22 protein-coding genes are annotated in these 25,482 nt (G+C 65.3%); 6 read left to right on the forward strand and 16 right to left on the reverse strand.

All coding sequences use genetic code 11. The annotated features are described in order from the left end of the window. Nucleotides 1-3: 3 nt before the first annotated feature. The 3 genes from RGUI_RS18850 to RGUI_RS18860 form a co-directional block, all read right to left on the reverse strand. A complete protein-coding gene (locus RGUI_RS18850; protein WP_081535709.1) occupies nt 4-813 on the reverse strand; it encodes a TRAP transporter small permease subunit in 810 nt (269 codons plus the stop codon). A 105-nt stretch (nt 814-918) separates the two neighbouring features. Beyond that, on the reverse strand, nt 919-1,935 hold the full coding sequence (locus tag RGUI_RS18855) for a TRAP transporter substrate-binding protein (protein WP_081535711.1): 1,017 nt from the start codon (nt 1,933-1,935) through the stop codon (nt 919-921). A 384-nt stretch (nt 1,936-2,319) separates the two neighbouring features. Next, nucleotides 2,320-3,345 carry a TRAP transporter substrate-binding protein gene (locus RGUI_RS18860; protein WP_081535713.1) on the reverse strand — a complete coding sequence of 342 codons (1,026 nt, stop codon included), beginning with the start codon at nt 3,343-3,345 and terminating at the stop codon, nt 2,320-2,322. Between the two features lie 204 nt (nt 3,346-3,549). On the opposite strand from RGUI_RS18860, the gene RGUI_RS18865 reads away from it, so the two are divergent. The 3 genes from RGUI_RS18865 to RGUI_RS18875 are packed head-to-tail and all read left to right on the forward strand — an operon-like array spanning nt 3,550 to nt 6,111. Next, entirely contained in the window at nt 3,550-4,227 is a 678-nt protein-coding gene (locus tag RGUI_RS18865; protein ID WP_081535715.1) for a GntR family transcriptional regulator, read from the forward strand. Between the two features lie 48 nt (nt 4,228-4,275). Beyond that, on the forward strand, nt 4,276-5,121 hold the full coding sequence (locus RGUI_RS18870) for a fumarylacetoacetate hydrolase family protein (RefSeq protein WP_081535717.1): 846 nt from the start codon (nt 4,276-4,278) through the stop codon (nt 5,119-5,121). Between the two features lie 9 nt (nt 5,122-5,130). Continuing rightward, nucleotides 5,131-6,111, forward strand: a complete 981-nt coding sequence (locus tag RGUI_RS18875; protein WP_081535718.1) for a LysR substrate-binding domain-containing protein — start codon at nt 5,131-5,133, stop codon at nt 6,109-6,111. A 15-nt stretch (nt 6,112-6,126) separates the two neighbouring features. Here RGUI_RS18875 and RGUI_RS18880 read toward each other — a convergent pair whose 3' ends face one another. Then, nucleotides 6,127-6,483 carry a response regulator gene (locus tag RGUI_RS18880; RefSeq protein WP_216640086.1) on the reverse strand — a complete coding sequence of 119 codons (357 nt, stop codon included), beginning with the start codon at nt 6,481-6,483 and terminating at the stop codon, nt 6,127-6,129. A 12-nt stretch (nt 6,484-6,495) separates the two neighbouring features. Continuing rightward, on the reverse strand, nt 6,496-10,800 hold the full coding sequence (locus RGUI_RS18885) for a CheR family methyltransferase (protein WP_081535721.1): 4,305 nt from the start codon (nt 10,798-10,800) through the stop codon (nt 6,496-6,498). Between the two features lie 114 nt (nt 10,801-10,914). Here RGUI_RS18885 and RGUI_RS18890 point away from each other — a divergent pair, with 114 nt between their 5' ends. Further along, nucleotides 10,915-12,510, forward strand: coding sequence for a PAS domain-containing hybrid sensor histidine kinase/response regulator (locus RGUI_RS18890; RefSeq protein WP_081535722.1), 1,596 nt, complete (start codon nt 10,915-10,917; stop codon nt 12,508-12,510). Between the two features lie 93 nt (nt 12,511-12,603). Here RGUI_RS18890 and RGUI_RS18895 read toward each other — a convergent pair whose 3' ends face one another. The 11 genes from RGUI_RS18895 to RGUI_RS18945 all read right to left on the reverse strand — a co-directional run bounded on the left by RGUI_RS18895 (nt 12,604) and on the right by RGUI_RS18945 (nt 22,640). Further along, nucleotides 12,604-12,975 carry a response regulator transcription factor gene (locus RGUI_RS18895; RefSeq protein ID WP_081535724.1) on the reverse strand — a complete coding sequence of 124 codons (372 nt, stop codon included), beginning with the start codon at nt 12,973-12,975 and terminating at the stop codon, nt 12,604-12,606. Nucleotides 12,976-13,128: 153 nt separating this feature from the next. Next, the gene (locus tag RGUI_RS18900; protein ID WP_081535726.1) at nt 13,129-13,884 is read right to left on the reverse strand and encodes an SDR family NAD(P)-dependent oxidoreductase; all 756 of its coding nucleotides are present in this window, start codon (nt 13,882-13,884) and stop codon (nt 13,129-13,131) included. Nucleotides 13,885-13,894: 10 nt separating this feature from the next. Then, the gene (locus RGUI_RS18905; protein ID WP_081535728.1) at nt 13,895-14,941 is read right to left on the reverse strand and encodes a transketolase family protein; all 1,047 of its coding nucleotides are present in this window, start codon (nt 14,939-14,941) and stop codon (nt 13,895-13,897) included. Beyond that, nucleotides 14,938-15,789 (reverse strand): transketolase, encoded by an 852-nt coding sequence (locus tag RGUI_RS18910; RefSeq protein ID WP_081535730.1) that lies wholly within the window; start codon nt 15,787-15,789, stop codon nt 14,938-14,940. The genes RGUI_RS18905 and RGUI_RS18910 overlap by 4 nt, the downstream gene beginning before the upstream one ends. Before the next feature lie 217 nt (nt 15,790-16,006). Beyond that, on the reverse strand, nt 16,007-16,924 hold the full coding sequence (locus RGUI_RS18915; RefSeq protein WP_081535732.1) for a dihydrodipicolinate synthase family protein: 918 nt from the start codon (nt 16,922-16,924) through the stop codon (nt 16,007-16,009). Next, the gene (locus RGUI_RS18920) at nt 16,921-18,000 is read right to left on the reverse strand and encodes an Ldh family oxidoreductase (protein ID WP_081535734.1); all 1,080 of its coding nucleotides are present in this window, start codon (nt 17,998-18,000) and stop codon (nt 16,921-16,923) included. The genes RGUI_RS18915 and RGUI_RS18920 overlap by 4 nt, the downstream gene beginning before the upstream one ends. Before the next feature lie 3 nt (nt 18,001-18,003). Continuing rightward, complete coding sequence (locus RGUI_RS18925) at nt 18,004-19,050, reverse strand: L-idonate 5-dehydrogenase (protein ID WP_081535736.1); 1,047 nt, start codon at nt 19,048-19,050, stop codon at nt 18,004-18,006. Between the two features lie 7 nt (nt 19,051-19,057). Beyond that, nucleotides 19,058-20,335, reverse strand: a complete 1,278-nt coding sequence (locus RGUI_RS18930) for a TRAP transporter large permease (RefSeq protein ID WP_081535738.1) — start codon at nt 20,333-20,335, stop codon at nt 19,058-19,060. Between the two features lies 1 nt (nt 20,336). After that, nucleotides 20,337-20,831, reverse strand: a complete 495-nt coding sequence (locus RGUI_RS18935) for a TRAP transporter small permease (RefSeq protein WP_081536178.1) — start codon at nt 20,829-20,831, stop codon at nt 20,337-20,339. A gap of 91 nt (nt 20,832-20,922) precedes the next feature. Further along, a complete protein-coding gene (locus RGUI_RS18940; RefSeq protein ID WP_081535740.1) occupies nt 20,923-21,897 on the reverse strand; it encodes a TRAP transporter substrate-binding protein in 975 nt (324 codons plus the stop codon). After that, nucleotides 21,894-22,640, reverse strand: coding sequence for a GntR family transcriptional regulator (locus tag RGUI_RS18945; protein ID WP_081535742.1), 747 nt, complete (start codon nt 22,638-22,640; stop codon nt 21,894-21,896). Before RGUI_RS18945 ends, RGUI_RS18940 begins: the two co-directional genes overlap by 4 nt. A gap of 102 nt (nt 22,641-22,742) precedes the next feature. Here RGUI_RS18945 and uxuA point away from each other — a divergent pair, with 102 nt between their 5' ends. Together uxuA and RGUI_RS18955 are read left to right on the forward strand one after the other, a co-directional pair. Beyond that, nucleotides 22,743-23,960 (forward strand): mannonate dehydratase, encoded by a 1,218-nt coding sequence (gene uxuA / locus RGUI_RS18950; protein ID WP_081535744.1) that lies wholly within the window; start codon nt 22,743-22,745, stop codon nt 23,958-23,960. Next, nucleotides 23,957-25,423, forward strand: coding sequence for a mannitol dehydrogenase family protein (locus RGUI_RS18955; protein ID WP_081535746.1), 1,467 nt, complete (start codon nt 23,957-23,959; stop codon nt 25,421-25,423). Before uxuA ends, RGUI_RS18955 begins: the two co-directional genes overlap by 4 nt. Nucleotides 25,424-25,482: the final 59 nt, after the last annotated feature.

Here is a 25,482-nt window from a genome sequence, read left to right on the forward strand (position 1 = left end):
GGCCTAGTTCTCCTCCAGCGTGCGGCGGATGTTCTCGATCTCGGTCTCGTCGATATCCTCGATCCCCTTGTGGTGGTCCGGCCGCTTGTTCCAGTCGGCGATCAGGTTCGACACCGCCTGGATCGTCACCAGGAAGATGATGATCAGGACCGCGGGCTTGACCGTGCCGGGGATGGGCGGATCCCACGCGGTGCCGAAGGTCTCCATCCGCAGCATCCGGCGCATGGCGTCGTTATACCCGCCCCACAGAAGCGCGAAGAAGAAAGCGCAGATGAGCGATACCGAGATCACGTCCGCCAGTTTCTGCATCCAGCGGGGCATGATGTCGTAGATGACATAGATGCGGATATGGCTGCGCTGCTGCATCGCGTATTGCCCGGCAAGCAGGAACACGAAGGCCGCGATCCAGAGCGACAGCTCGTTCGCCCAAAGCGTCGGCCGGCTGAAGACGTAGCGCGACACGACCTCGTAGAACATCACGATGACGATGAAGGCCACGGCGATCATCGCCAGCCGCGAGGTGACAAGCGACAGCACATCGAAGAAGCCCTCGGGCTTCGGTTCGATCGCGCCGATGCTGTCGGAAAGGTATACCGAGGTAAAGAGCAGCGTTCCGGCCAGTCCGATCAGCATCGCCTGCACGACCGGCCGGCCGGCGGGGCGGATCATCTCGTGCATGCCGATGGCCTCTTCCGAGATGAACTGGTTCAGCACCAGCCATCCGAAGACAAGGGCGGTGAAGGCCCCGAACAGGATCGCCACGATCCTGACCGGTCCCCTCAACGGCCCCAGCCACACACTTTCGGTTTCCATGCGCCGCCTCCCTTCGGTCATGTGAACGGGTGTTCGTGTGCAGATCGGGCGGGCCCCTTGGGTGGCCCGCCCGATTGCATGTTCATTGCTTCCGGATCATGCCGGTCAGTTCGCCAGAAGGCCCAGATCGCTGAGGTAATCGCGGTGGCTTTTCACCAGCGCTGCGGCCTCGGGCGTCTTGGCGGCCCAGCGGTCCCATGCCTTTTGCGCGGCGGCGCGGAAGTTCGCGCGATCCTCGGCCGACCAGTCATAAAGCGTGACCCCGGCGGCCGTCAGTTCGGCGGCGGCCTCGGCGTTCTTCTTCTCGTTCGACAGTGCGGTGTGCAGGGTCAGCTTCTGCATGGCGGTGTCGATGATCCGGCGATGCTTCTCTGACAGGCCGTCCCAGACATCCTTGTTACAGGCCAGGTGGTCCGACGGCATGGAGTGGAAGCCGGGATAGGTGGCGTGCTTGACGATGTCATAAAGGCCAAGACCAACGTTGTTATAAAGACCCGAGGCGTCCGCGCCGTCGATGATCCCGGTTTCCAGCGCGGTGAAGATCTCGGTGAAGTCCATCACGATGGGCGAGGCGCCCAGTTCCTGGAAGATCTCGGTCTCCAGCCCCGGGGGAGAGCGGAACTTCCAGCCCTTCAGGTCATCCGGCCCGGCAATCGGTTTGGACGAGGACAGGGATTCCTGACCGTACAGCCACCAGCCGATCAGCTGCATGCCTTGCGCGTTGTAAAGTTCCTGCGCCGCGTCATAGCCGCCACCGTAGTAGAGCCACGAGATCTGCTGCCACGGGGTGTCATAGCCCCCCATGATGTCGCCCACGAACTGGAAGGCGGGGTTCTTGCCGGTCTGGTACGCGCCACCGGTCATGTCGCAGTCGAGGATGCCGTTGATCGCGGCGTCAAACGTCTCGGTCGTGGCGACCACGGACGAGGAATAGAACATCTCGATGGCGATCTCGCCTCCCGACATGGTCTGCACGTCGTCGACGAATTGCGCGGCCAGTTTGCCAGAGGGATGTTCGGTCGCGTAATGCGTCTGGATACGCAGGGTCACATCCTGCGCCAGCGCCGGTACGGCGGCGACAGCGGCAACGGCGGCCGATGTCAGTACGGTTGTCAGCTTCATCTCGTTTCCTCCCAGAATGGGGCGGGTGCCCCGGTCGTTTGGGCCCGTGTTTCGCGCCCGGTGATCTTCTTTGTTCCGAGAGGCTAACCGAAGGTCCGCGAGGCGATCAACAGTTTTGGTATACCAAATTGCCGAATGTCGTTCGAAATGCGGTGCTGGGAAGACGACTCCGTGCGTTGGGCGGCGTATATGCCGGGCGGTCGCAGGGCGCATGTAGGCCGGCGAACGAAACCGCTGGGTGCGCCTGCAACGAAAGGGTGTGCTGCCCCCGGGCCGGGCGCGATTCCTGGTGGCCGCGACGGTGGTGCCGCAGATGACAACGGGCGCGACTTGTCCGGTCGCGCCCGTTGAATTCAGGTCTTTGGCAGGGGCTGGACGGCAGGCTCAGTCAGACGCCAGAAGGCCCAACTGGCCAAGATAGGCCTTGTGGCTTTTCACCAGTGCCGCGGCCTCGGGCGTCTTGGTGGCCCAGCGGTCCCATGTCGTCTGCGCCGCCTTGCGGAACTCGGCCCGATCCTCGGCCGACCAGTCGTAAAGCGTGACCCCGGCGGCCGTCAGTTCGGCGGCGGCCTCGGCGTTCTTCTTCTCGTTCGACAGCGCGGTGTGCAGGGTCAGTTTCTGCATGGCGGTGTCGATGATCCGACGATGCTTCTCGGACAGGCCGTCCCACACATCCTTGTTGCAGGCCAGGTGGTCCGACGGCATGGAATGGAAGCCCGGATAGGTGGCGTGCTTGACGATGTCATAAAGGCCAAGACCAACATTGTTATAAAGGCCCGAGGCATCGGCGCCGTCGATGATCCCCGTTTCCAGCGCGGTGAAGATCTCGGTGAAGTCCATCACGATGGGCGAGGCGCCCAGTTCCTGAAAGATCTCGGTCTCCATCCCCGGGGGCGAACGGAACTTCCATCCCTTCAGATCCTCGAACCCGGCAATCGGCTTGGCAGAGGACAGGGACTCCTGACCGTAAAGCCACCAGCCGATCAGTTGCATGCCTTGCGCGTTATACAGCTCCTGCGCGGCATCGTAGCCGCCGCCGTAGTACAGCCAGCTCAACTGCTGCCACGGCGTGTCATAGCCCCCCATGATGTCGCCCACGAATTGAAAGGCGGGGTTCTTGCCGGTCTGGTACGCACCGCTGGTCATGTCGCAATCGAGGATGCCATTGATCGCGGCGTCGAAGGTTTCGGTCGAGGCGACGACGGACGAGGAAAAGAAGATCTCGATGGCGATCTCGCCGCCGGACATGGTCTCGATATCGTCGGCAAATTGCGCTGCCAGCTTGCCCGAGGGGTGTTCGGTCGCGTAATGGGTCTGGATGCGCAGGGTCACATCCTGCGCGTTGGCCATGCCGCCCGCGGCGGTCAGGGCCGCAAGTGCGGTGGTCTTCAGAAAGCAGTTCAGGGTCATTGGCGTATCCTCCCGTTTTCGCCGTGGTCGATGGGTGTCTTGGCGCATCCCTTGAATTTGGTATACCATCGTGGGCAAAACGCTAGCAAAGCCAATCTCGACAATCAACGAGTTCTGGTATACCAGATCTGGGCTGGCATAGTCTGGCGCCCGCCGGGCAACACCCTGAACGGGCATGGAATTTCGGAACAAGGGCACGCATGGATGGCAGAAAAGAGCCGCGCGGAAGAAATCGCTGATCACCTTCGGCGCGAGATCCTCCGCGGCAAGCTTCTGGCCGGTGCCCCGATCAAGGAACGCGACAACGCGCTTGAGATGGGGGTGAGTCGAACCCCCATGCGCGAGGCGATCCGCATCCTTGCCAATGAGGGGCTGGTGATCCTGCGCCCCGCGCGCAGTCCTGTCGTCGCCAAGCTCAGCCTCAAGGAGGTGAAGGACGCCATCGACGTGCTGAGCGCGCTGGAGCTGTTGTCGGTGCGGCTGGCCTGCGAACATGCAACCGATGAGGATCTGGCGGCGATCCGCGTGGCGGAGCGCCATATCGCCGAGAATTTCGAGACGCTGGAGGATATCGAGCGGTTCGAGGCCGACATGCGGTTTCACATCGCAATCGCAGGTGCGTCCCACAATGCGGCGCTGGCGGAAACGCATATGTCCTATCTCGCGCGGATGTGGCGGGCGCGGTTCCTGTCGGCCAACCGGCAAAGATCGCGGGACACCGTTGTCGAACAGCACGCCGCCATCGTGGCGGGGCTTGAGGCGCGCGACCCCGACCTTGCACAGGAAAAGCTTCAGGTGCATCTGGACCGGTTGCTGCTCAATGTGCGCGAGTTTTTCGAAGCCGAAAACGACAATAAGGAGCCCGGAACGAAGGCCGGCTAGATCGGGCCGGCCCACGGGCATCCATTCTCAGGAAGAGGGACCAACGACATGAAACTCTTGCGCTATGGCGAGGCCGGGTCCGAGAAGACCGGCATTCTGGACGGGCAGGGCACGGTGCGCGATCTCGGCGCCCATGTGCCCGACCTTTCGGGGCAGGCCGTGTCCGTTGCGGCGCTGGACAAGCTGCGCGCCGTTGACGTCGACAGCCTGCCGCCGGTGGAAAACCCGGGCCGGACCGGGTCCTGCCTGTCGCGGGTGCCGAACTTCTTCTGCATCGGGCTGAACTATGCCAAGCACGCGGCCGAGACCGGGGCGGAGCCGCCGAAAGAGCCCATCGTGTTTTCCAAGGCGACCTCGGCACTGTCGGGGCCATATGACCCGGTGGTGATCCCGCGCAACTCCGTCAAGACGGACTGGGAGGTCGAACTCGGCGTCGTCATCGGGCGCGAGACGCTGTATGTCTCGGAAAAGGACGCGCTGAACCATGTCGCGGGCTATTGCGTCATCAACGACATGTCCGAACGCGAGTTCCAGATCGAGAAGGGCGGGCAGTGGATCAAGGGCAAGTCCGCGCCGACCTTCGGCCCCACAGGTCCGTGGCTGGTCACGGCGGACGAGGTGCCGGACCCGCAGAACCTGCCGCTGAAACTGGCGCTGAACGGCGCGGTCGTGCAGGATTCCAACACCGATGACATGATCTTTTCGGTGGCCGAGATCGTCTCCTATCTCAGCCAGTTCATGGCGTTGCAGCCCGGCGACATCATCGCCACCGGTACGCCCTCGGGCGTTGGCATGGGGATGAAGCCGCAGCGGTTCCTGCGCCCCGGCGACGTGATGGAGTTGAGCATCGAGGGGCTGGGCCAGCAGCGGCAGGAGGCCGTGGCGGCACAATAGGGCAGGTCGATGGCGCGCGGGCCGAACCTCAACGCCTATCTGCATTTCGAAGCCGTGGCCCGGCGCGGATCGCTGGGCCGCGCGGCCGAGGAGTTGTCGGTCTCGGCCTCGGCCGTGGGGCAGCAGATCAAGCTTCTGGAACAGCAGATCGGGGTAAAGCTCTTCCGGCGCAAGGGGCGTGTGCTGGCCCTGACGCTGGAAGGCGAGCAGCTTTTTCAGGCCAGCGCGACAGCGATCCGCATGCTGCGCGATGCGCAGCGCCACCTGACCCAGGAACCCGACACCCACCGGCTGGCCCTGCGGGTGACGCCCAGTTTCGGGGTGCGTTGGCTGGGGCCGCGGCTGTCGGATTTCGTGCATCGCAATCCCGATTGGGAACTGCGCGTCGACGCCGCCCCCGACCCGACGGATTTCGAGCGCGAACTGATGGATCTGGATATCCGCTACGGTACCGGCGACTGGGCTGGCTATCACGTCCAGCCGGTGCTGAAGGACCATGTCCTGCCGCTGTGCAGCCCCGGTTACCTTGCCGCGACCGGGCCGGAGGGCGACAGCGACCGCTTCGCCCACGCCCGTCTGATCGACAGTTCCCGTGCGCTTTGCAAATGGGATTTCTGGCTTTGGCGCATGGGTCTGAAGACCTCCGCGAATGGCAAGGCGATCCTGATGGACCGCTCTTCCATGGCCCTTCAACTTGCCGTGGACGGCGCCGGTGTGGTGCTGGAATCCCTCGCGCTGGCCTCGGCCGAGGTCGCGGCGGGCCGGCTTGTCCCGGTCACGCCCGATCTGCCGGTTCTTGCCTTTCCGGCCTACTGGGCGCTCTGCCCGGGGCGGCATCTGAACCGCCGCGCCGTGCGCCGGTTTCTGGCATGGATCGCAGGTCAGGCCGATGCCCATGAGGCCAATGTCGCCCGGCTTGCCACGCGGTATGGCTTGCGGATCGAGCCGCTGGATGCCGGGGCCGAACTTGTCGCCCCCGCGTCGGTCTGAGGCGCTGGCCCGGGATCACGGCCCCAGCAACTCTGAAATCGTCGCGATCAGCCGCTGCGCATCGGTCGGTTTCGACAGCCACGGCGCATCCGCATAGGCCGCAAGCGCGGGAACGGCCACCGGCGGACGCCCCGACAGGAACAGGAACGGCACGCCCATCGCGACCAGCCGTTCGGCAACCGTCTCGCTGGTGCCGTTGCCCCGCAGGCTGACGTCTAGGATCGCGACATCGGGGCGGGCAAGTGCCAAGGCGGCCAGCGCGCTGTCGCAGCTGTTGTGATAGCCCATCATCTCGTGCCCCGCGCGCTCCAGCATCATCTGCAGATGCGCGCCGATCACGGCTTCGTCTTCGAGGATCAGAACCCTGGCCATCATTGCCACCTGTCAGTTTTCGCCGGGCGGATCGACGGGAAACCGGATGGTGCATGTCAGGCCCGTTTCAGGCATGTCCAGCGTGACCTGCCCCCCCAGATCCGCGGCCAGCAGGGTCTTCAGCAGAAACGTGCCAAAGCCCGTTCGATCCGACGCGGCAGGCGCCGGCCCCCCGGTTTCGACCCAGTGCAGAACGCAGGTGCCGCCGCTGTCCTCGGTGCCCGCCGATATCGCGACACGGCCGTTCGGCGATGTCAGCGCCCCGTGTTTCAGCGCGTTCGTTGCCAGTTCGTGCATCGCCAAGGCAAGGGCAAGCGCCCGGGACGGTTCAAGGGTGAAATCGATTGTCCGCAGGTCGAGGCTGAAATGCGCCTCTGGCATCAGCGCCTCGACCTCGCTCGACACGATCTCCTGCAGGGTCAGGCCCTCCCAGTCGCTGTCGGTCAGTCGCTCCATGCTGCGCCGGATCGCGTTCAGCCGCCCTTGCAGCGCCCGCGTCATGTCTTCCTTGGTTTCGGCGGAGTCGCTGGTGAAGTCCGTCATCGCCATGACCAGTGCCAGCGTGTTCTTCAGCCGGTGCTGCAATTCGTGGAACAGGAGCATCTGCTGCGCCTCGGCCCGGTGGCGGTCGGTCACGTCCAGCGCGGTCACGAAATAGCCCGTGATCTCATGCCCGCGGTTGAAATGCGGGGCGATACGCACATCGACCTGCACGGCCCGGCCGTCCGGCGCGGTAATCGATGCCTCGAACCCCTTTTCGACCCCCTCGGTCGCCTCCGCCAGGCTTTGGCGCAGAAGATCCGCGGCCTCCTTGGTCCACCAGCGGCCCGCACAGAAGGGTCTGCCCAGTTCCTCCGACGGGCGCGCTGTGGTCAGGTTCCAGGCATACTCGTTCGCGTGACGCAGGTTTCCCGCCCGGTCCAGCGTCGCGATGAAGGCGGGGACGGAGTTCTGGATCTGCTCGATCTCCCGCCTTGCATCCTTTTCAAGATTGCGGGCGGCGGCGATATCGGTGACGTCCTGCGCCATGACCATGACCCCGGCAACCGATCCGTCGGCGCGCGTCCATGGTTGCAGCACCCGGCTGAAGATACGTTCGGTCGCCTGTCCGGCCTCGCGGCTTGCCATCGGGACGAGTTCCGGGGTGATCACCGCGTTGCCTGACCGGAAGGCCCGGTCGAAAACGGCCGTCTCGCCACGCTTGGCGAGATTGGGGAAGATCTGGGCAACGGTCATGCCGACGGGGTCGAAGCCAAGCTCTGACTTGGCGCGCCCGTTGGCGTAAAGGCATCCGTGATCGGCCCCTTCGAAGACGACGATGATGGCGGGCGATTCATCGAACAGGCGGAACAGGCGGGCCTCTGCGGCGTCCAGTTCCTCCTGCTTGGCTTCCAGCTTGCGCTGCAAATCCCGTTGCTCGGTCACGTCGGTCACACAGGTGCCGATGGCAAAGGCGCCGTCGCTGGTGGACACAGGGAAATAGTCCACCAGCCATGTGCGTTCGCGATCCGGGTCGCCCGGGGTCGTGCCCACCAGTTCCTTGCCGCGCACCGGCTTGCCCGTCCGCAGCACCCCGTCGATCTGGCGCGTCGCGTCGATACCGATCCCGGGGACCATCTCTTGCAAGGTGTGGCCGATATGGGCCGCCGGTGTCGCGCCGTTCATCGCAGCCATGGCGTTGTTGATACGCAGGTAGCGCAAGTCGGAATCCAGCAGGCTGATCCCGATCGGCGCCTCGGCATAGAACGCCTCCAGTTCGGCAAGTTGCCGTTCGATCGTGGCGGCCTGCGCGCGCAGTTCGATTTCCGCCTGCTTCTGCTCGGTCACGTCGACGAAGGCGATCACCGTGCCATCGATCCGGTCGTCGAGGGTCCGGTAGGGGGAAATCCGCGCGATGAAGCAGCGCGTTCCGTCATAGGTCCGCACCTCTTGCGCATGGGCTGTCAGCGTGCGCATGACGCGGCGGGCGTCCTCTTCGATCCCGGGATAGTCGACATGGGCCCTGAGTTCCGACAACGGGCGCCCGCAGTCGGAGTCGCGGATCGCATAGAGGTCCCGGGCGGCCTCTGTCGACAGGCGCAGGTTCAGCTCCCCGTCGAGGAAAAGCAGCGCGACCTCGGTCCGCAACAGCATGTTGTTCATGTTGTTGCGGGCGGCCAGCAGTTCGAAATTGCTTTCCTTCAGTTCCGCATTGACGGTCTTGAGTTCCTCGTTGACCGACTCCAGTTCCTCGCGCGAGGTTTCCAGTTCCTCGTGAGAGCTTTTGAGTTCGACGTTCATCGACATGAGCGTCTCGTTGGCTTCGATCAGGCCCTGCATGGTCTCGGCATGGCGGATCTCGGCCTCGGCGATGACATCGCGCGCTTCGGCCAGGTCCCGGCGCAGGGTCGCGCTTTCCGGGTCGTCGCCGCTTTGTCGGTCTTCCTGCTGCTGTGGCGCATTCGGGGCCGAACGGGGCAGCAGCGCAACGATGCTGGCGCCCTTGCTGGCCGGTTTCACGACCAGGTCGAACCGGTGGGTCTGGCCATCCACACTTGCCCGGACGCCGGGGCGCACGACCTCTTGCTCGCTCTGGCGCGCCTCGTGCAGGCTTGACAGGATGGGGCCCCGCAATTCGCGCTGCAACAGCCGTTCGACGCTTGCGGTGATTGTGCCGCCCTCGTGCCTCAGCAGCGGCGCCATCCCTTCGGAAACATAAAGAACCGAGTTGTCCTGCGAGACCAGCAGGAAGGGATGGGCGAAGGCGGCAACATAGGCGTGTTCGGCAAGGGACGAAATGTCCTCGGCATGCCGGGGCCCCGACACCGTCAAAAGATCGCCCGGCTGCGTCGGGCCCTTCGTCACGATGTTGGAGCTGAGATGCACCGCATGCTGGCGGTCGCGCTCCACCTTTCGGAAAAGCCGGTATTCTTCCGAGATGGGTTCGAACATCCCCTCGGCCTGAGCCGTGCTTTCGGCCGAGCCCAGCATCAGAACGCCCCGCGGGGCAAGTGAGAAATGGATGCGGGTCAGGGCCTCGCGCTGGGCCTCTGGGCGCAGATAGATCAGCAGGTTGCGGCAGCTGACCATGTCGATTTCCGAAAACGGCGGATCGACCAGAAGGTCATGCACCGCAAAGACGCAGCGTTCGCGGATCTCGGGGCGTACCCGATAGCCCTGCGCGGTGATCTCGAAACTGCCCTCGACAAGGTCCGCGGGCACATTGGCGATCTCGTCGGCGCCATAGCGGGCGCGCCGCGCCCGGTCGATCAGGCGGGACTGGACGTCGGTTGCAAAGCACTGGAAATCGCAGGTCGGATCGGCCCGTTTCAGGGCGTCTTGCCAGAGAATGGCTAGCGTGTGGGCTTCCTCCCCGGTGGCGCATCCCACGCTCCAGATCCGATAGCTGCCCTTGCCGGAGGACAGCAGCCGCGGAATCGTCGTGTTGCGCACCTCCTCAAAGGCGTCTGGGTCGCGGAACAGGCTGGTGACGACAATCAGGAAATCGCGGGCCAGCGCCTGGGCCTCGGTCGGATCGTTGCGCAGCCGCTGGACATAGCGGTCGACGCCAAAGGCGCGCTGTTCGACAAGGCGACGCTGCAACCGGCGGGACAGGGTCCCGGTCTTGTAGCGTGAAAAGTCCCGGCCGGTCATGGTGCGCAGGATATCCACGATCTCCGGCAGGTGCGCCGCGCCTTCGGACAGGGCAGGTTCGTCATTCGAAAGGCCCGGCGCCGGGGCCGCCCGGAACGCCGCCTGCAGCAGGCGCGGTATTTCTGCGGCCGACAGGATATGGCGCACACCGCCCGCGGCAATCGCGTTTTCCGGCATCGCGGGAAACTGTGCCTCGGCGGTGGGTTCGGCGAAGGTGATGCCGCCGCCCGTCTTGATCTCGACCAGCCCCGCCGCCCCGTCTGCCCCGTCGCCCGACAGCACGACACCCGCCGACAATGGCCCCAGATCCTCGGCCAGCGACGTGTAAAGGGTGTCGATCGGGCGATGGGGGGACGGCCGCCTTTCGTCGGCGGTCAGCACGATCCGGCCCGCGATGACCTCTGCCACCATTCCCGGCGGCACGACATAGACATGCCCGCATGTCGGGGTCACGCCGCTGGCCGCGGTTTCAACCGGCCGGTTGCCGACCTTGGCCAGCAGATCCGAAAGGTGCGACGGCTGAAAGGGCGGCAGGTGCTGCTGCACGATCACCGCAAAGCACATGTCGCGGGGCAGGGCACCGACGAAGCGGCGCAGCGGATCCAGACCGCCGGCGGACGCCCCGACCGCAGCAATCGGACATCGTGCGGACAAGGTGCCTTGGTCGATTGTCCGAGACCACATGCGGAATTTGTCCCCGGCGAATTTTGATTCGTAAACGTGTTTCCTTTTTGTTACCTTAGTTGCCAATGGCCCCGCCGGGGACACCTAAATCGCGAGTGGGTCGAAAGACATCGCATGCCAAAGGTTGAAACGGGCAGGTTTGTGTTCTCCGATCCGGGCGGTTTCGGGGAAGACTTTTCAGAGGCGATGTCCGCAGGGACGTCTCATCTCTCGCTGGAATTGGCACGCTCGCTCGGCGTGGCGCACTGGATTTTCAACCGCGATACTGGTTCTTTCGGGTTTGAGCCGCATCTGCCGGCCCTCTTGGGCGCGACCTCGGAGGAGGTGGCAGAGGCCCGGGGCAACTGGACGGCATGGACCCTGCCGCAGGACCGCGACATTGCCGATGCCGCGAAAAGCGCGCTCCTTGACAGCGGAGAGGGCGGGCGGCTTGCCTTTCGCATTCAGCGCAAGTCGGGCGAGGTCGGGTGGTTGCAGGAATTCGTGGCGCCGTTGCAGGGGCCGGTCTCTCTGGGGTTTCTGCGCGATGTCACCGCGGAACGGCTGAGTGCAGAGGCGTTTGCCACGGCGCGCAACTTCGCCACGATGACGACCGTTGCAGGGCGCATGTCGCATCGCAGTGCCAACGCCCTGTCGGTGGTGATCGCGGCCCTCGATCTGCTGTCCCAGACGCCGCTGTCGCTGCGCAACCGCATGTTTCTGGCGGACGCGCAGGAGGCGGCGAAAGAGATGGAGTCCCTTGTGCGCGCCCTGCAGGGCGTGGCCTTCGGCGGGGTGTCGAAACCCGAAAAGATCGATCTGCAAGCCGCCGTCCGGGATGCCGAGGCCACCATTCGCCGCTCCGCCCCCGAGAATATCGACCTGTCGGTCAATGTCGACGCGGGGCTGAAGGATTGCGTGGCCGGCGCCTCTGCCATGAAGATTGCCCTGATGACACTGCTGCTGAACGCGATCGATTGCCTGCCCGAAGGCGGAGAGATCGAGATCCGGGCGGAAAACACCTGCCTTGACCCGCGGCAGGCGGAACGGCATGGCCTGTCCCCGGGGCCCTATGTTCAGGTCGCCGTCCGCGATAGCCGCGATACCAGCGGTGTGCAGGCCGAGGTGGACGACCCCGAGACCGATCTTGCGTCGTCGCTCATGCCGTCTACGAATTTCGTTTCGCTCTACTCGCTGATCCGGCATTTCGGCGGATTGCTGCTGAGCGAGATCATCCCCGACGAAGGCGCCGAGATCCGCTTTGTGCTTCCCGCCTGCGAGCCGGGGCGGCAGGAGCGCGCGACATCGGACAAGATGCTTGGCCGGGCAAAGCCGTCGGCCCGGCTGCTTCTGGTGGATGACGACCGCCGGATGCGCCGGATCGTCACCGACTGGCTGCTGGCCGAAGGCTATGACGTGCATCGGGCCGCCTCGGGGGATGAGGCCGTCGCGATGATCGGCGGTGGCCTGCGGCCGGAACTGATCGCCACCGATATCGTCATGCCGGGGATCATGCAGGGCAATGATGTCGTTTGGGCGGCCCGGCAGTTGATCGAGAACCTTCCGGCGATCTACCTGTCGGCCTATCCGTCGGACACCGTCGTTGCCCGCCGGACCTGCGCGCCGGGCGACATCGTTCTGGCAAAGCCGCTGGAACGCACGGTGTTCCTGAACGCCGTGCGCCGGGCCGTCGCGAGTTGCGAACTGCAAACCGCGCAGATCCTTCACTGAAGGCACCGGGTCGGGCCGATGGGTTGTCGGCCGTGCCGACGATGCGTCGGACATGATCGGCGGCACACTTCAGTCAGGGCGCCGCGGTGCCGCTCAATCGCCGGTGAGCGAGCGAACGAGGTCGTCGAGTTCCCGAAGCGTGGCGGTCTTGCCCACGCGTGCATCGGCCAGCCGCATGCCGTTCTTGAAAAGCGGCGACCGGGTTAGCTCCGGCCGGCCGGTGATCATCACCACGGGCAGGTCGGGCTGGGACTCCGACAGGCGCTGCAACAGCGCCGCGGTGCTGCCATTGGGCATCATCACGTCAAGGAAGACGATGTCATAGGGCGGATCGCCGGCAACCAGGGCGGGTTCGACCTGATCGGTCTGCGCGACGCCCACGGCCTTGTGCCCCAGGGCATCCAGACCGCTACAAAAGGCCGTTCGGTAATCCGCGTCGTCATCTGCGATAAGAATGCGGGCCAAGAAATGGTTCTCCGTTCCCGAATGTAGTGGGAAATATGTACGGAATGGCCGGGCATATCAAGATGTGGTCCTGCCCGAAAGATGTGCAAGGGCAGGATCGGTGTGGAGGGGGGCGCGGACGAACGGGTTTTTCACCGTCCGTCCCGGGGCGTTTCAGTGGATCAGCGATCCGCCGTTCACATCGACCTCCGATCCCGTCACATAGGCCGACAGCGACGAGGCGAGGAACAGGGCACAGCCTGCGACATCGTCCGCCTCGCCCGCGCGTCCCATGGGAATGCCCGCCAGCACCTGTGCGCGCATCTCGTCGGTCAGCTTGCCGGCGGTGATGTCGGTGGCGATGAAGCCCGGGCAGATCGCGTTCGACCGAACGCCATCGGGCGCCAGTTCCCGCGCCATCGCCTTGGTCAGGCCGAGGATCCCGGCCTTGGCGGCGGAGTAATGCGGCCCCCCGAAAATGCCCCCGCCGCGCTGGGCCGATACCGACGACATGTTCACGATGGAGCCCGCCTTGCGCCCCCGCATATGCGGGATCAGCGCCTGGCTCATGTAAAGCGTGCCGCGCAGGTTCACGTCCAGCACCGCGTCGTAGTTCTCGGGCGCGATCTGCATCAGCTTCAGCGGCTGGGTGATCCCGGCATTGTTCACCAGCACATCAACCTGACCGAAGGCGGCGATCACGGCCGTCGCCGCGGCATCGCACCCGGCCTTGTCGGTAACGTCGCAGGCAAGGCCCATATGGCCCTCGCCCGGCAGGTCGGCCGCGGCGGCCTGCGCTTGGCCCGCATCGAGATCGAGGATCGCGACGCGGCATCCGTGCTCTGCGAACATCTTCGCCGTCGCCTTGCCCAGGCCCCGCGGGCTTGCCGCCCCGGTGACGATGGCGGTTTTTCCATCCAACAGTTTCATGCGCGTCCCCTCACAGCCACGACTTGACCGACGCCGTCACCGCGTCGACCGAAATGCCATATTGATCATGCAGCGTCGGCAGCGCGCCCGCGTCGAGGAATTCATCGGGCAGGGCGATCTGGCGGAACGGCACATGCACGCCCGCCCGCATCAGGGCGCCTGCCACGGCCTCTCCCAGCCCCCCGGTGATGGAGTGGTTTTCGGCGGTCACGACCAGCCGCCCGCCCTTCGCGGCCTCTGCGGTGATGGTCGCCACGTCCAGCGGCTTGATGGTCGGGGAATGCAGCACGCCGCAAGAGATGCCGTCTGCCTCCAGCCGCTTTGCCGCGTCCAGCACCCGCATCGTCATGAAGCCCGACGAGATGAACAGCACATCGCCGCCATCGCGGATGACCTTGGCCTTGCCGGGTTCGAACTGATAGCCGTATTCGCCCAGCACGTTCGGCACCTTGCCGCGCAGCAGCCGCATGTAGACGGGGCCCGCAAGATCGGCGATGGCGTGGGTGGCCTGCGTGATCTCGACCGCGTCGCAGGGATCGATGACGGTCAGGTTCGGCATGCCGCGAAAGATCGCCAGATCCTCGGTTGCCTGATGGCTGGGGCCGTATCCGGTGGTCAGGCCGGGCAGGGCGCAGACGATCCTGACCGGCAGGTTTTCTTCGGCAATCGCCATGCAGATGAAGTCATAGGCCCGGCGCGAGGCGAAGACGGCATAGGTGGTGGCGTAGGGTGTGAACCCCTCACGCGCCAGCCCGGCCGCGGCGGAGATCATCACCTGCTCGGCCATGCCCATCTGGTAGAACCGGTCGGGGTATGTCTTGGCGAAGACATGCAGGTCGGTGTATTTCGAAAGGTCCGCTGTCAGGCCCACGATGTCGTCGCGTTTCGCGGCCAACTCGCACAGCGCCTCGCCAAACGGCGCGGCGACCGTCTCGCGCCCCTCGGCGTCGAGCGAGGCGATCATGGCAGAGGTCGTCAGCTTTTCGCCGGTCTCCGACACCGGCACGGTGCGGGGCGTGTATTTGGAGCGGCGGCGGGACAGGGTTCCGGTGCTCATTGCGGTTTGTCCTCGTCCAGAATGGCCAGCGCCTTGGCCCATTCGTCGGCCTCCACGCGGATGAAATGGGTGATCTCGCGCTCCTCAAGGAACGGGATGCCCTTGCACATCTTGGTGTTGCAGATGATCACCCGCGGCTTCGGCTCGGTCAGGGTGCGCGCCGTGTCGAAGGCGGCGACCACCGCGGGGATGTCGTTGCCGTCCACCGACTGCGCATGCCAGCCGAAGGCTTCCCATTTCGCGGCCTCGGGCACTTGGGCCAGGGCCTGCGTCGTGGGCCCGTCCGCCTGCTGATTGTTGAAATCGACGATGGCGATCAGGTTGTCGAGCTTCCACTGAACCGCGGACATCACCGCCTCCCACGTCGACCCCTCGCCCAGTTCGCCGTCCGACAGCATGTTGTAGACGAAGGCGGGGTTATTCTTGCGCTTCAACCCCAGCGCAGCCCCCACCGCGATGCCAAGACCGTGGCCAAGCGAGCCGCCGGTGATCTCCATCCCCGGGGTATAGGCCGCCATGCCCGACATCGGCATGCGGCTGTCATCCATGCCATAGGTTTCGATCTCGTCCTCGGGCAGGATTCCGGCCTCGATCATCGCCGCGTAAAGGGCGATCGCGTAGTGCCCGATCGACAGGTAGAAACGGTCGCGCCCCTCCCACTCCGGGTCGCCGGGGCGGTATGTCAGCGCGTGGAAATAGGTCACGGCCAGCACATCGGCGACACCCAGCGCTTGCCCGATATAGCCCTGCCCCTGTACCTCTCCCATCCTTAGCGCGTTGCGCCGGATGGCCCATGCCCGTTGTTCAAGGCTGACGTTAGAGCCCGCCTGTGCCGGTTGCGTCTGCACCTTCCCCTCCCTCTGGCTTTGGCCGATTGTCGCGTTCTATCCGGTGCGGCGCTCCATACAATCAAGTTATGCTACGTCTTGCGCGAAGCTGAACTTGATCCTTGACCCCGACCCGCCGCATCCGCGTGTCTTGGCGGGGCTGTTGGCCCGCCGGCGCCGCAGGTATCCTCTCCTGACCGCCGTCGTCCGTGGGCTTGAACCGCAGCCCGGGCTTCGCTCATTCACCCCATCTCAGGGCGATCAGGTCCAGCTCTCCGGCAAGCTGCAAGAGCCGGGCCCTCGTGCGCTCCGACATCGGTTTCAGCGGGTGGCGGACATGATCGCTCTGGATGACGCCGCCGGCCTTCATCACGGTCTTGGCCGCGCGCAGGCCACATTGGCGGTTTTCGTGATTGATCAGCGGCAGGCACAGCTTCCACTGCGCCAGCGCCGCGTCGTGATTGCCCGCCAGATATTCGGTCACGATGGGCCGGATCATCTCCGGTTGCAGGGCAGAGGTCATGGTGCCGGTGCAGCCCGCGTCCAGATCGGCCAGCAGCGTCACGGCCTCCTCTCCATCGAAGGGGCCGACGATATCCGCGCCGCCGGCCTCGATCAGCGCGGAGAGCTTGTCGGCGGCAAAGGGGGTTTCGATCTTGAAATAGCTGACATGCTCGATCTCGCGCGCCATGCGGGCCAGCAGCGGCACCGGCAGCGATACGCCGGACAGGGGCGCATCCTGCACCATGATCGGGATCGCAATCGCATCGCTGACGGCGCGGAAATGTTCGACGATCCCGGTTTCGGACGGGACCAGCCCGACGCCGTGATAGGGCGGCATCATCATCACCATGGATGCGCCCATCGCCTGCGCGGCCTTGGCGCGGGTCACCACGATGTCGGTTGCGAAATGGCTGATCGTCACGATCACCGGCACGCGGCCTGCCACATGGGAAAGGCTGACGCGCATCAGCAAGTCGCGCTCGGCATCGGACAGAAGGAACTGTTCCGAATAGTTGGTGAGGATGCAGATCGCGTCGACCCCCTGATCGATCATGCAGTCGAGCACCCGGCGCATGCCGTCCTCGTCCACCTGCCCGTCGTCGTGGAAGGGCGTGGGGGCAACCGGCAGGATCCCGGTCAGCGGGGTTTTCATGGCGTGTCCTTCCGCGTTGGGGTGCTGTCGTCATCGGGCAGGGGAATGCCCATCTCGACCGCGCAGGCCCGCAGCCGCGTCCAGACCTCCTCCGGCAGCACGATGCCGTCCGCCGCGGCGGCGGCAAGGGCGGCCTGCACCCGGTCGCCGGGGATGCGGACGGGCGCGTCGGGGCGGGCGGGGGTGCTGGTGCGGCAGCGGTCGTTCAGGTGCCCGACCTGCGCGGCGAAGGCATCGGCCCCGCCAAAGGCCGCCGGGTCCATCACCTGCAGATAGACATTGGCGCCCCAGCGCGTGGGATGATCGGCCCGGCCGTGCCCGGCCAGTCCTTGGGTCAGCATCTCCACCATCAGCGCCAGCGCGAAGCCCTTGTGCCCGTGGTCCAGACCCCCGACGGGCAGGATCGTGCCCGGCGGGTCGGCCTTGACGACGGTGGGGTCGGCGGTGGCGTGGCCCTGCCCATCCAGCATCCACGGATGGGCGAAGCTTGTGCCGGTGTTGATATGTTCGCGCATCTTCGACACCGTGGTGATCGAGGCGCAGGTGTCGATCAGCACCGGATGATCGCCGCCGGGATAACCGATGGCAAAGGGGTTCGGGGTCAGTACCGGCTCCACCCCGCCATATGGGGCGACCCATGCGCCCGCAGGGTCGGAGGTGGCGATCAGGCAGACCAGGCCCTGATCGGCAGCTATCCGCGTGAGCGTCGAGAGACAGCCGATATGATGGCTGCGGCGCAGGGCAAGGGTGACGATGCCGTGGTCGCGGGCGCGGGGGATGCAGGTGTCCAGCGCCTGCGTCATCAGCCAGTGGCCGGGCAGATAGTTGCCGTCCCACACCATCGTCACGCCGGTGTCGGTGACGACCTCGTGGATGCCGGTCGCGGTCATGGCGCCGGATTTCAGTTCCGGCAGGTAGTAGGGGATGAGCGAGGTGCCGTGGGTCGTCACCCCCATCTCGTCCGTGCGGGTCAAAAGCTCGGCCACGACAGACGCTTTGGCAGCTTCCATGCCGCCGGTTTCAAGCAGGCGTTGAGCGAAGGCGCAAAGCGCGTCACGGGAGATGCGATAGGCCATGCCTCAGGCCCCGTCGAAGGTCAGGTGTACCTTGACGGCACGGGTGCGGTCGCCCGCGGCCTCGAATGCCTCCCGCGCGTCGGACAGCGGATAGCTCGCCGACATGATCGGGCGCACGTCGATCCGGCCGCTGCCGATGGCTGCCACCGCCTGTTCGAATTCCTCGTGAAAGCGGTGGGTGCCGCGGAAGGTGATTTCCTTGCCGACGATCAGGTTCAGGGGCACCGGCGTCGCGCCCCCCACGCCCACCTGCACCAATGTGCCCCGCGGGCGGAGCGCCGTAATGGCCGAGGCGATGGCGGGCGCGGCGGCCGAGCATTCGAAGACCACGTCGAAATGACCCTTGTCCGCGGCAAAGGCGTCGAGCGCCGCACCGTCCCGGGCGACGTTGATGGTTTGCGTCGCGCCCATCTGCCGGGCTATCTCAAGCGGGTGGTCCTGCAGGTCGGTGACGACGATCTCGGCCGCACCGGCCTCGGCCGCGACGGCAGCGCAAAGCGACCCGATCGGCCCCGCCCCGGTGACCAGCACCGCCTTGCCCTGAAGATCGCCCGCCATGTGGCCCGCATGCAGGCAGACGGCCAGCGGTTCGGAACAGGCGGCCTGCCCGATGGTGATCGCGTCGGCGATGGGCACGCATTGTGCGGCCTCTACCGTGATGCGGTCGCGGAACAGGCCCTGTTCGTGGGGAAACCGCATGGCAGAGCCGCGAAAGCGCATGTTCAGGCAGTGGTTGTAAAGGCCCTGATCGCAGAACTTGCAGGCATGGCAGGGGCGGGAGGGGTTCAGCGCGACCCGGGTGCCGGGGGCAAGATCGGTGACGCCTTCGCCGACCTCGACCACCGTTCCGGCGGCCTCGTGCCCCAGAATGATCGGCTCTTTCACCCGGATCGGGCCGAAGCCACCGTCATGGTAGTAATGCAGGTCCGACCCGCAGATGCCGCCCGCGCCGACGGCGACCAGAACCTCCCCCGGTCCGGGGGCCGCAACGGGCAGCGTTTCGATGCGGATGTCGTGGGGGGCGTGCAGGCGGCAGACGCGGGTATCCATGAAAACCTCAGGGCATGACGACGGAAGGCAGCCAGGTCGCAAGGCCCGGCACGAAGGAGACGAGCAGAAGCACGCCGATATTGGTCAGAAGGAACGGCAGGATCGCGATCACCACCGGGGTCAGCGGCAGCCGCGCGATGCCGGCACAGACGAACAGGCACACCCCCACCGGCGGCGTGGTCAGCCCGATCATCAGGTTCAGGACGGCGAAGGTAGCGAAGTGCAGCGGCTCGATCCCCACCGCCTGCGCCAGCGACAGAAGCGGCACGAACAGGATGATCAGCGCCGCGATGGTTTCCATGAACATGCCGACGAAAAGCAGCAGCAGGTTGATGATCAGGATCACCAGGAGCTTGTTGTCGGTGATCGAGAGCACACCCGCTGCAATCGCCTGCGGGATGCGTTCGGAGACGAGGATCCAGCCGAAGACATTGGCAAAGCCGACCAGCGTCAGGATGCCCGCCGAGGCGACGGCGCTGTCCACGATGACGCCAGGCACCTTGGACAGCGGCAGTTCGCGGTAGATGAAACAGCCCACGATCATCGCATAGACACTGGCCACCACGGCGGTTTCGGTCGGCGTGGCAAGGCCGGACAGCAGCCCGTAGATGATCAGGAACGTCATCGCCAGCGCCCAGACCGCGCCGCCAAAGGCGCGACCGACCTCGCCCACGCCCTGCCAGGGCTGTCGGGGAAAGTTCTTGCGGACGGAGATGACATAGGCCGTGACCATCATCGCCAGCCCCATAAGGATGCCGGGCACGGCGCCGGCCAGAAACATCTTGCCGACCGAGATACCCGACAGCGCACCGACGATGATCATCGGCACGCTGGGCGGGATGATCGGCCCGACGGTCGATGACGCCGCCGTGACGGCGGCCGAAAAATCAGCGGGATAGCCGGCTTTCTTCATTCCCGGTATCAACACGCCCCCGATCGAGGCCGCGTCGGCCACCGCGGTGCCGGTGATGCCCCCGAACAGCATGGAAGCGGCGATATTGGTCAGGCCCAGCCCGCCGCGGATCCAGCCCACCAGCGCATTGGCAAACCGCACGATCCGCTGGGTGATGCCGCCGCGGTTCATCAGGTTGCCCGCAAGGATGAAGCCGGGGATGGAGAGCAGTACGAACACGTCCATGCCCGCATACATCTTTTGCGGCATCACAACGGGCGGGATGCCTGCCAGCAGCAGATAGCCCAGCGATGAGACGCCCAGCGTGATCGCGACGGGGATGCCAAGGACCAGCCCGCCGACGAACAGCCCGAAAAGGACCCAGACCTCCATGTCAGAGTTCCTCCGGCTTCTCGGGCGACCCGTCCTCGGCGCCGCTGAGCATGCCAAGGACGCGCAACAGGGCGAAAAGGGCCAGCAGGCTCAGCAGCAGGAACACACTGAAATGCACATAGCTCATCTTCAGCCCCAATGCGGGGGAGCTTTGCATGCGGCCGATCCAGACGTATTTCCACGCAAAGGGCAGCAGATAAAGCGCGATGCCACCCGTCGCGATGGCGGACAGAAGGCGCAGCCGCCATGGCCAGCGGCCGGGCAACTGTTCGCAGACCACATCGACATTGACCATGTCGCCGGTGCGAAACGACAGCCCCGCCCCGAATGCCACAAGGAACAGCAGGGCGAAGCGGGTCAGTTCCTCGGTCCAGACGGGGGAGTTGCCGATGGTACGCCCGACGACCTGGATCAGGACGGCGGCGATCAGCACCAGAAAGGCAAGGCCCACCCCAAGCCGTGCAACACGCACGACCAGTTGGATCAAACGTTCCATACGCGGCATTTGTCTGCCTTCACACAATTTTCGGGTCGGCATCGGGAGGAGGGGGAGAGAGCCGATGCCGACCCCGCGAAGGGCGTCTGCCTTATTCGGCAAACAGCCCTTCGACGACCGGTTTGATTTCGTCGCTGACATTGGCCAGCACGGCGTCCTTTGCCTTGGCGGCGAAGGCCGGGCCGTCGACCTCGACGAAGGTCATGCCGTTGGCTTCCAGATAGGCGCGGTCGGCGGCGATGCTGTCCTCGAACAGGCCGCGTTCATAGGCCTGGGCGCGGGCGGCGGCCTCCATCACGGCGGCCTTGTCCTCGTCCGACAGCTTGTTCCACGTCATCTCGGCGATGGTGAGGTAGATCCACGACCGCACATGTTCGGTCATGTTCACATGGCTCTGCACTTCGTTGAAATTGGCAGAGCGGATCAGGGCCAGCGGGTTTTCCTGCGCACCGATGGTGCCGTTCTGAAGCGAGGTGAAGACCTCGGAAAAGGCCATCGGGGTGGGCTGGGCGCCCAGCGCCTTCCAGACATCGACGAACAGCGGCACGTTCGGCACCCGCATCTTCAGCCCGTCAAGGTCGTCGGGATGGGCGATGGGCCGGTTGGAGGTCAGGTTGCGCGGGCCGCGGGCGAAGAACGCGATGGGGCGGATCTGGGCGCGCTCGACAATCTGCGCCTCGATCCGGTCGCCGATCTCGCCGCTGGCGACCTCGTCCATATGCTCGATGGATTTATAGGCGTAGGGCACGGCCAGAAGCGCGGCCATCGGCGCCCAGTTCTGCAGGGACTCGCCGGTGATCGTCATGTCGACCGTGCCAAGCTGCATGCCGTTGATCAGGTCGATTTCCTTGCCGAGGCTTTCGTTGGGATAGACCTCGACCACGATGCGCCCATCGGTCAGGGCGGCCAGTTCCTCGCCGAATTTCACGCTGGCCTTGTGCCAGGGGTTGTCCTCGTTCGCGAGATGGCCAAGCTTCAGCGTCATGTCCTGCGCGGCGACGGGGACGGCGGCAAGACTGGCGACAAGGGCCGCGGCAAGCCCTGACAGTTTCCAGGCTTTTGTCATTCTCGTTCTCCTCCTTCGATGGGTTTTTTGTCCGACGTTGGAATGCCGCCGGCTGGCAATTCGAAAAACTCCGGATGGGCCAGTGTGATTTCCGGAAGGTCGTGCAGGATCGCGCGCAGGTGTGAGCGGATCGCGGCCTCTGCGCCGCTGACATTGCCCGCGGCGATCAGGTTGACGATATTCTCATGCTGGCCGATCAGGTTGCGCACAGGCAGATCGCCAAGCGAAAGATAGCGCACGCGATCCATCTGGGATTTGAGGCCCTCGATCTGTTTCCACGCGCCGCCCTTGCCCGCACCTTCCGCAAAGGTGCGGTGGAACTTTTCATCCAGGTCGATGAAGTCGCGTGGCGCGGCCTTGCCGATGGCCTTTTGCGCCATGATCTGCGCCCGCAGTTCGGTGATCAGGGCGGGGTCGGGGTCGCGGGCCAGAACCTTGACGATGTCGGCCTCGAACGCCTCGCGCAGGAAGCGCGCATCCAGCACGGCATCATAGGTGATGCGGCTGACGATGGTGCCGCGTTGCGGGCGGATCCACAAAAGGCCCTGATCGGCGAGCTTGATAAACGCCTCGCGCACGGGCTGGCGACTGACGGAGCAGTTCCGCGCGATCTCTGACTCAGAGATCTGGTCGCCGGGTTTCAACTCGTTGCGGATGATCCGGTCGTGAAGAAACTGGTAGATCTGGGGCGTGATCTGCCGGTCGGGATCGAGCGCGCAGGCAATCGCGGTATCCATCTGCATGATTCCCCCCCTTTCGTGAGGAAAGCTACCATACTGCCATACTAGTCAGCAATTCATTAAGCTGTTAGGCTTTACAAAGGTGACTCGGGAAAAGGTGTGTCTATGCGGCAGACATGGCGGTGGTTCGGCCCCAAAGATCAGGTCTCGGTTGACGATGTCCGACAGGCTGGCGCCGAGGGCGTCGTGTCGGCCCTGCATCATGTTCCCACGGGCGCTGTCTGGTCGCCCGAAGAGATTGCCCGGCGGCAGGCCGAAATCGGACGCATGACCGACGGGGCGGAGTCGGGGCTGTGTTGGGACGTTGTCGAAAGTCTGCCGGTTTCGGAAGCCATCAAGAAACAGCGGGGCGACTGGCGGGACCATGTCGCCGCGTATCGGGAGAGCATGAAGAACCTCGCTGCCGCGGGGATCGAGGTGATCTGCTACAATTTCATGCCCGTTCTGGACTGGACGCGCACCGATCTGGCCTGGCGCCGACCCTCTGGCGCGACCTGCATGCGGTTCGACCTGATCGATTTCGCCGCGTTCGACCTGCACATCCTGTGCCGCCCCGGTGCGGCGGAAGACTATGACGACGCGATCAAGGATGCCGCGGCCCGCCGCTTTGCCGAAATGGATGCTGCCGCAGCGGACGCGTTGGCGCGCAATGTCGTGTTCGGATTGCCGGGGGCGGCGGAGCGGTTCACGCTGGAGGATGTCCGCGCCCATCTGGCGGAGTATGACGGGATCGGAGAGGACGGGCTGCGCGCCAACCTTGTCGATTTTCTCGAACAGGTCGTGCCGTTGGCAGAGGACCTTGGGGTAAGGCTGTGCTGTCATCCTGACGATCCGCCCTTTCCGCTTCTCGGGCTTCCGCGCATCATGTCGACGGAGGAACATTATACCGCGATTATGGGTGCTGTGGAAAGTCCCGCGAACGGCATCACCTTATGTTCGGGTTCTCTGGGCTCCCGTCCCGATAACGACCTGCCGGGCATGATGGCGCGGCTGGGCGACCGGGTGCATTTCCTGCATCTGCGCAATGTTCGGCGGGAAACGGCGGATATTCGCGGGTCGTTCTATGAGGACGAGCATCTGGGCGGCAACACGGACATGGTCGCCCTGGTAGAGGCGGCTTTGCAGGAAGAGGCACGGCGCCGGGCGGCGGGTCGGGCCGACTGGTCGATTCCGTTCCGGCCCGACCACGGGCAGGACATTCTGGACGACCTGAACCGCAAGGCGCAGCCGGGCTATCCGGCGATCGGGCGGCTGAAGGGCCTGGCCGAGCTTCGCGGCATCATCGCGGCGCTGGAGCCGCGGACCGGGGTGCCCGCCGGATGAGACGTCTGGACGATCTCCGCGGGCTGCCCGACACGGTGCTGCGCCCCGCTTACGACCCCTGGGCGCATGGGGCGGGGATCGTGCATATCGGCCTGGGGGCGTTCCACAAGGCGCATCAGGCGGCCTATACCGATGCGGCCCTTGCGGCCCGGGGCGGCGACTGGCGGATCATCGGCGTCAGCCTGCGCAGCGCGGACGCATCAGAGGCGCTGGAGCCGCAGAACGGTCTTTACACCTTGATCGCGCGGGATGCGGAGGGGCAGGAGGCGCGCGTAATCGGGGCCATCGCGCGGGCGCTGGCCCTGCCGCGTCACCGGGCGGAGGTCTTGCAGGCCCTGTGCGATCCGGCCACCCGGATCGTGTCACTGACCGTCACCGAAAAGGGCTATGGCATCGACCGGGCCACGGGGGGGATCGACCGGACCCATCCCGCCATCGCGGCCGATCTGGCCGATCCCGATACGCCGACGGGGGTGGCCGGGCTTCTGGTCTGGGCGCTTGGTCAACGGCTGGCGGCGCGGATGCCGCCCTTTGCGGTGCTGTGTTGCGACAACCTGCCGGACAACGGGTCGATGCTGCGTCGCCTGCTGGCCGATTTCGCGCGCGAGGCGGCGCCGGCCCTTGTCTCCCATATCGAGACCGAGGTCGCCTTTCCCGCGACGATGGTCGACCGTATCACCCCCGCAGGCACCGATGCCACGCGGTCGCTGGCCGCGGATCTGACCGGGCGGCAGGACATGGCCGCGGTAGAGACCGAGCGGTTCACCCAGTGGGTGATCGAGGACCATTTCCCGAGCGGCCGCCCTGCATGGGATGCGGCCGGGGCGCTTTTCGTGGGCGATGTGGCGCCCTATGAGAAGATGAAGCTGCGCATGCTGAACGGGGCGCATTCGATGCTGGCCTATGCCGGGTTTCTGGCGGGGCATGCGCATGTGCGTGACGTGATGGCCGATGCTGCGCTGGTCGGCCTGATCCGGCGCCATATGGGGGCGGCGGCCGCGACCCTGCCGCCGCTGCCCGGTATCGATCCGGCGGCCTATGCCGAGGCTCTGCTGACCCGGTTCGCCAATCCGCATCTCGCGCACCAGACCTATCAGATCGCCATGGACGGCACCGAGAAGATGCCCCAGCGGATATTTTCCCCTGCCGGCGATGCGCACGCGGCGGGGCCCGACCTTGCACCCTTTGCCTTCGCGACGGCGGCATGGATGCGCTATGTCCTCGGCTACTGCGACAGTGGGCAGGCATACGCCCTGCGTGACCCGAGGGAGGCGTTGCTGCGCGACACCGTCGCCGGATGCGAAACCGCGGCAGAGATCGTGACGGCCCTGCAGGCGCTGCCGGGCCTCGTGCCGCCTGCGCTGGCCGCCGATGGGACATGGTCGGCCGCCGTTGCGCACCGCCTGTCGGTGATGATGGAGCATGGCATGCGCGCCGCCATCGACCGGGAGTGTGCGGCTTGACCCGGTATGAAGGTTCCATCCAGGGGCAGGTTTTCCCGCGTGATCGGAGACATGATCCC

The organism is Rhodovulum sp. P5, assembly GCF_002079305.1.
Taxonomy (GTDB): Bacteria; Pseudomonadota; Alphaproteobacteria; order Rhodobacterales; family Rhodobacteraceae; genus Rhodovulum.

Excerpts from the sequence above, each read along its gene's own strand:
- RGUI_RS18850 (WP_081535709.1), bottom strand. The coding sequence starts at position 813 with ATGGAAACCGAAAGTGTGTGGCTGGGGCCGTTGAGGGGACCGGTCAGG.
- RGUI_RS18855 (WP_081535711.1), bottom strand. The coding sequence starts at position 1,935 with ATGAAGCTGACAACCGTACTGACATCGGCCGCCGTTGCCGCTGTCGCC.
- RGUI_RS18860 (WP_081535713.1), bottom strand. The coding sequence starts at position 3,345 with ATGACCCTGAACTGCTTTCTGAAGACCACCGCACTTGCGGCCCTGACC.
- RGUI_RS18865 (WP_081535715.1), top strand. The coding sequence starts at position 3,550 with ATGGCAGAAAAGAGCCGCGCGGAAGAAATCGCTGATCACCTTCGGCGC.
- RGUI_RS18870 (WP_081535717.1), top strand. The coding sequence starts at position 4,276 with ATGAAACTCTTGCGCTATGGCGAGGCCGGGTCCGAGAAGACCGGCATT.
- RGUI_RS18875 (WP_081535718.1), top strand. The coding sequence starts at position 5,131 with ATGGCGCGCGGGCCGAACCTCAACGCCTATCTGCATTTCGAAGCCGTG.
- RGUI_RS18880 (WP_216640086.1), bottom strand. The coding sequence starts at position 6,483 with ATGGCCAGGGTTCTGATCCTCGAAGACGAAGCCGTGATCGGCGCGCAT.
- RGUI_RS18885 (WP_081535721.1), bottom strand. The coding sequence starts at position 10,800 with ATGTGGTCTCGGACAATCGACCAAGGCACCTTGTCCGCACGATGTCCG.
- RGUI_RS18890 (WP_081535722.1), top strand. The coding sequence starts at position 10,915 with ATGCCAAAGGTTGAAACGGGCAGGTTTGTGTTCTCCGATCCGGGCGGT.
- RGUI_RS18900 (WP_081535726.1), bottom strand. The coding sequence starts at position 13,884 with ATGAAACTGTTGGATGGAAAAACCGCCATCGTCACCGGGGCGGCAAGC.
- RGUI_RS18905 (WP_081535728.1), bottom strand. The coding sequence starts at position 14,941 with ATGAGCACCGGAACCCTGTCCCGCCGCCGCTCCAAATACACGCCCCGC.
- RGUI_RS18915 (WP_081535732.1), bottom strand. The coding sequence starts at position 16,924 with ATGAAAACCCCGCTGACCGGGATCCTGCCGGTTGCCCCCACGCCCTTC.
- RGUI_RS18920 (WP_081535734.1), bottom strand. The coding sequence starts at position 18,000 with ATGGCCTATCGCATCTCCCGTGACGCGCTTTGCGCCTTCGCTCAACGC.
- RGUI_RS18925 (WP_081535736.1), bottom strand. The coding sequence starts at position 19,050 with ATGGATACCCGCGTCTGCCGCCTGCACGCCCCCCACGACATCCGCATC.
- RGUI_RS18930 (WP_081535738.1), bottom strand. The coding sequence starts at position 20,335 with ATGGAGGTCTGGGTCCTTTTCGGGCTGTTCGTCGGCGGGCTGGTCCTT.
- RGUI_RS18935 (WP_081536178.1), bottom strand. The coding sequence starts at position 20,831 with ATGGAACGTTTGATCCAACTGGTCGTGCGTGTTGCACGGCTTGGGGTG.
- RGUI_RS18940 (WP_081535740.1), bottom strand. The coding sequence starts at position 21,897 with ATGACAAAAGCCTGGAAACTGTCAGGGCTTGCCGCGGCCCTTGTCGCC.
- RGUI_RS18945 (WP_081535742.1), bottom strand. The coding sequence starts at position 22,640 with ATGCAGATGGATACCGCGATTGCCTGCGCGCTCGATCCCGACCGGCAG.
- uxuA (WP_081535744.1), top strand. The coding sequence starts at position 22,743 with ATGCGGCAGACATGGCGGTGGTTCGGCCCCAAAGATCAGGTCTCGGTT.
- RGUI_RS18955 (WP_081535746.1), top strand. The coding sequence starts at position 23,957 with ATGAGACGTCTGGACGATCTCCGCGGGCTGCCCGACACGGTGCTGCGC.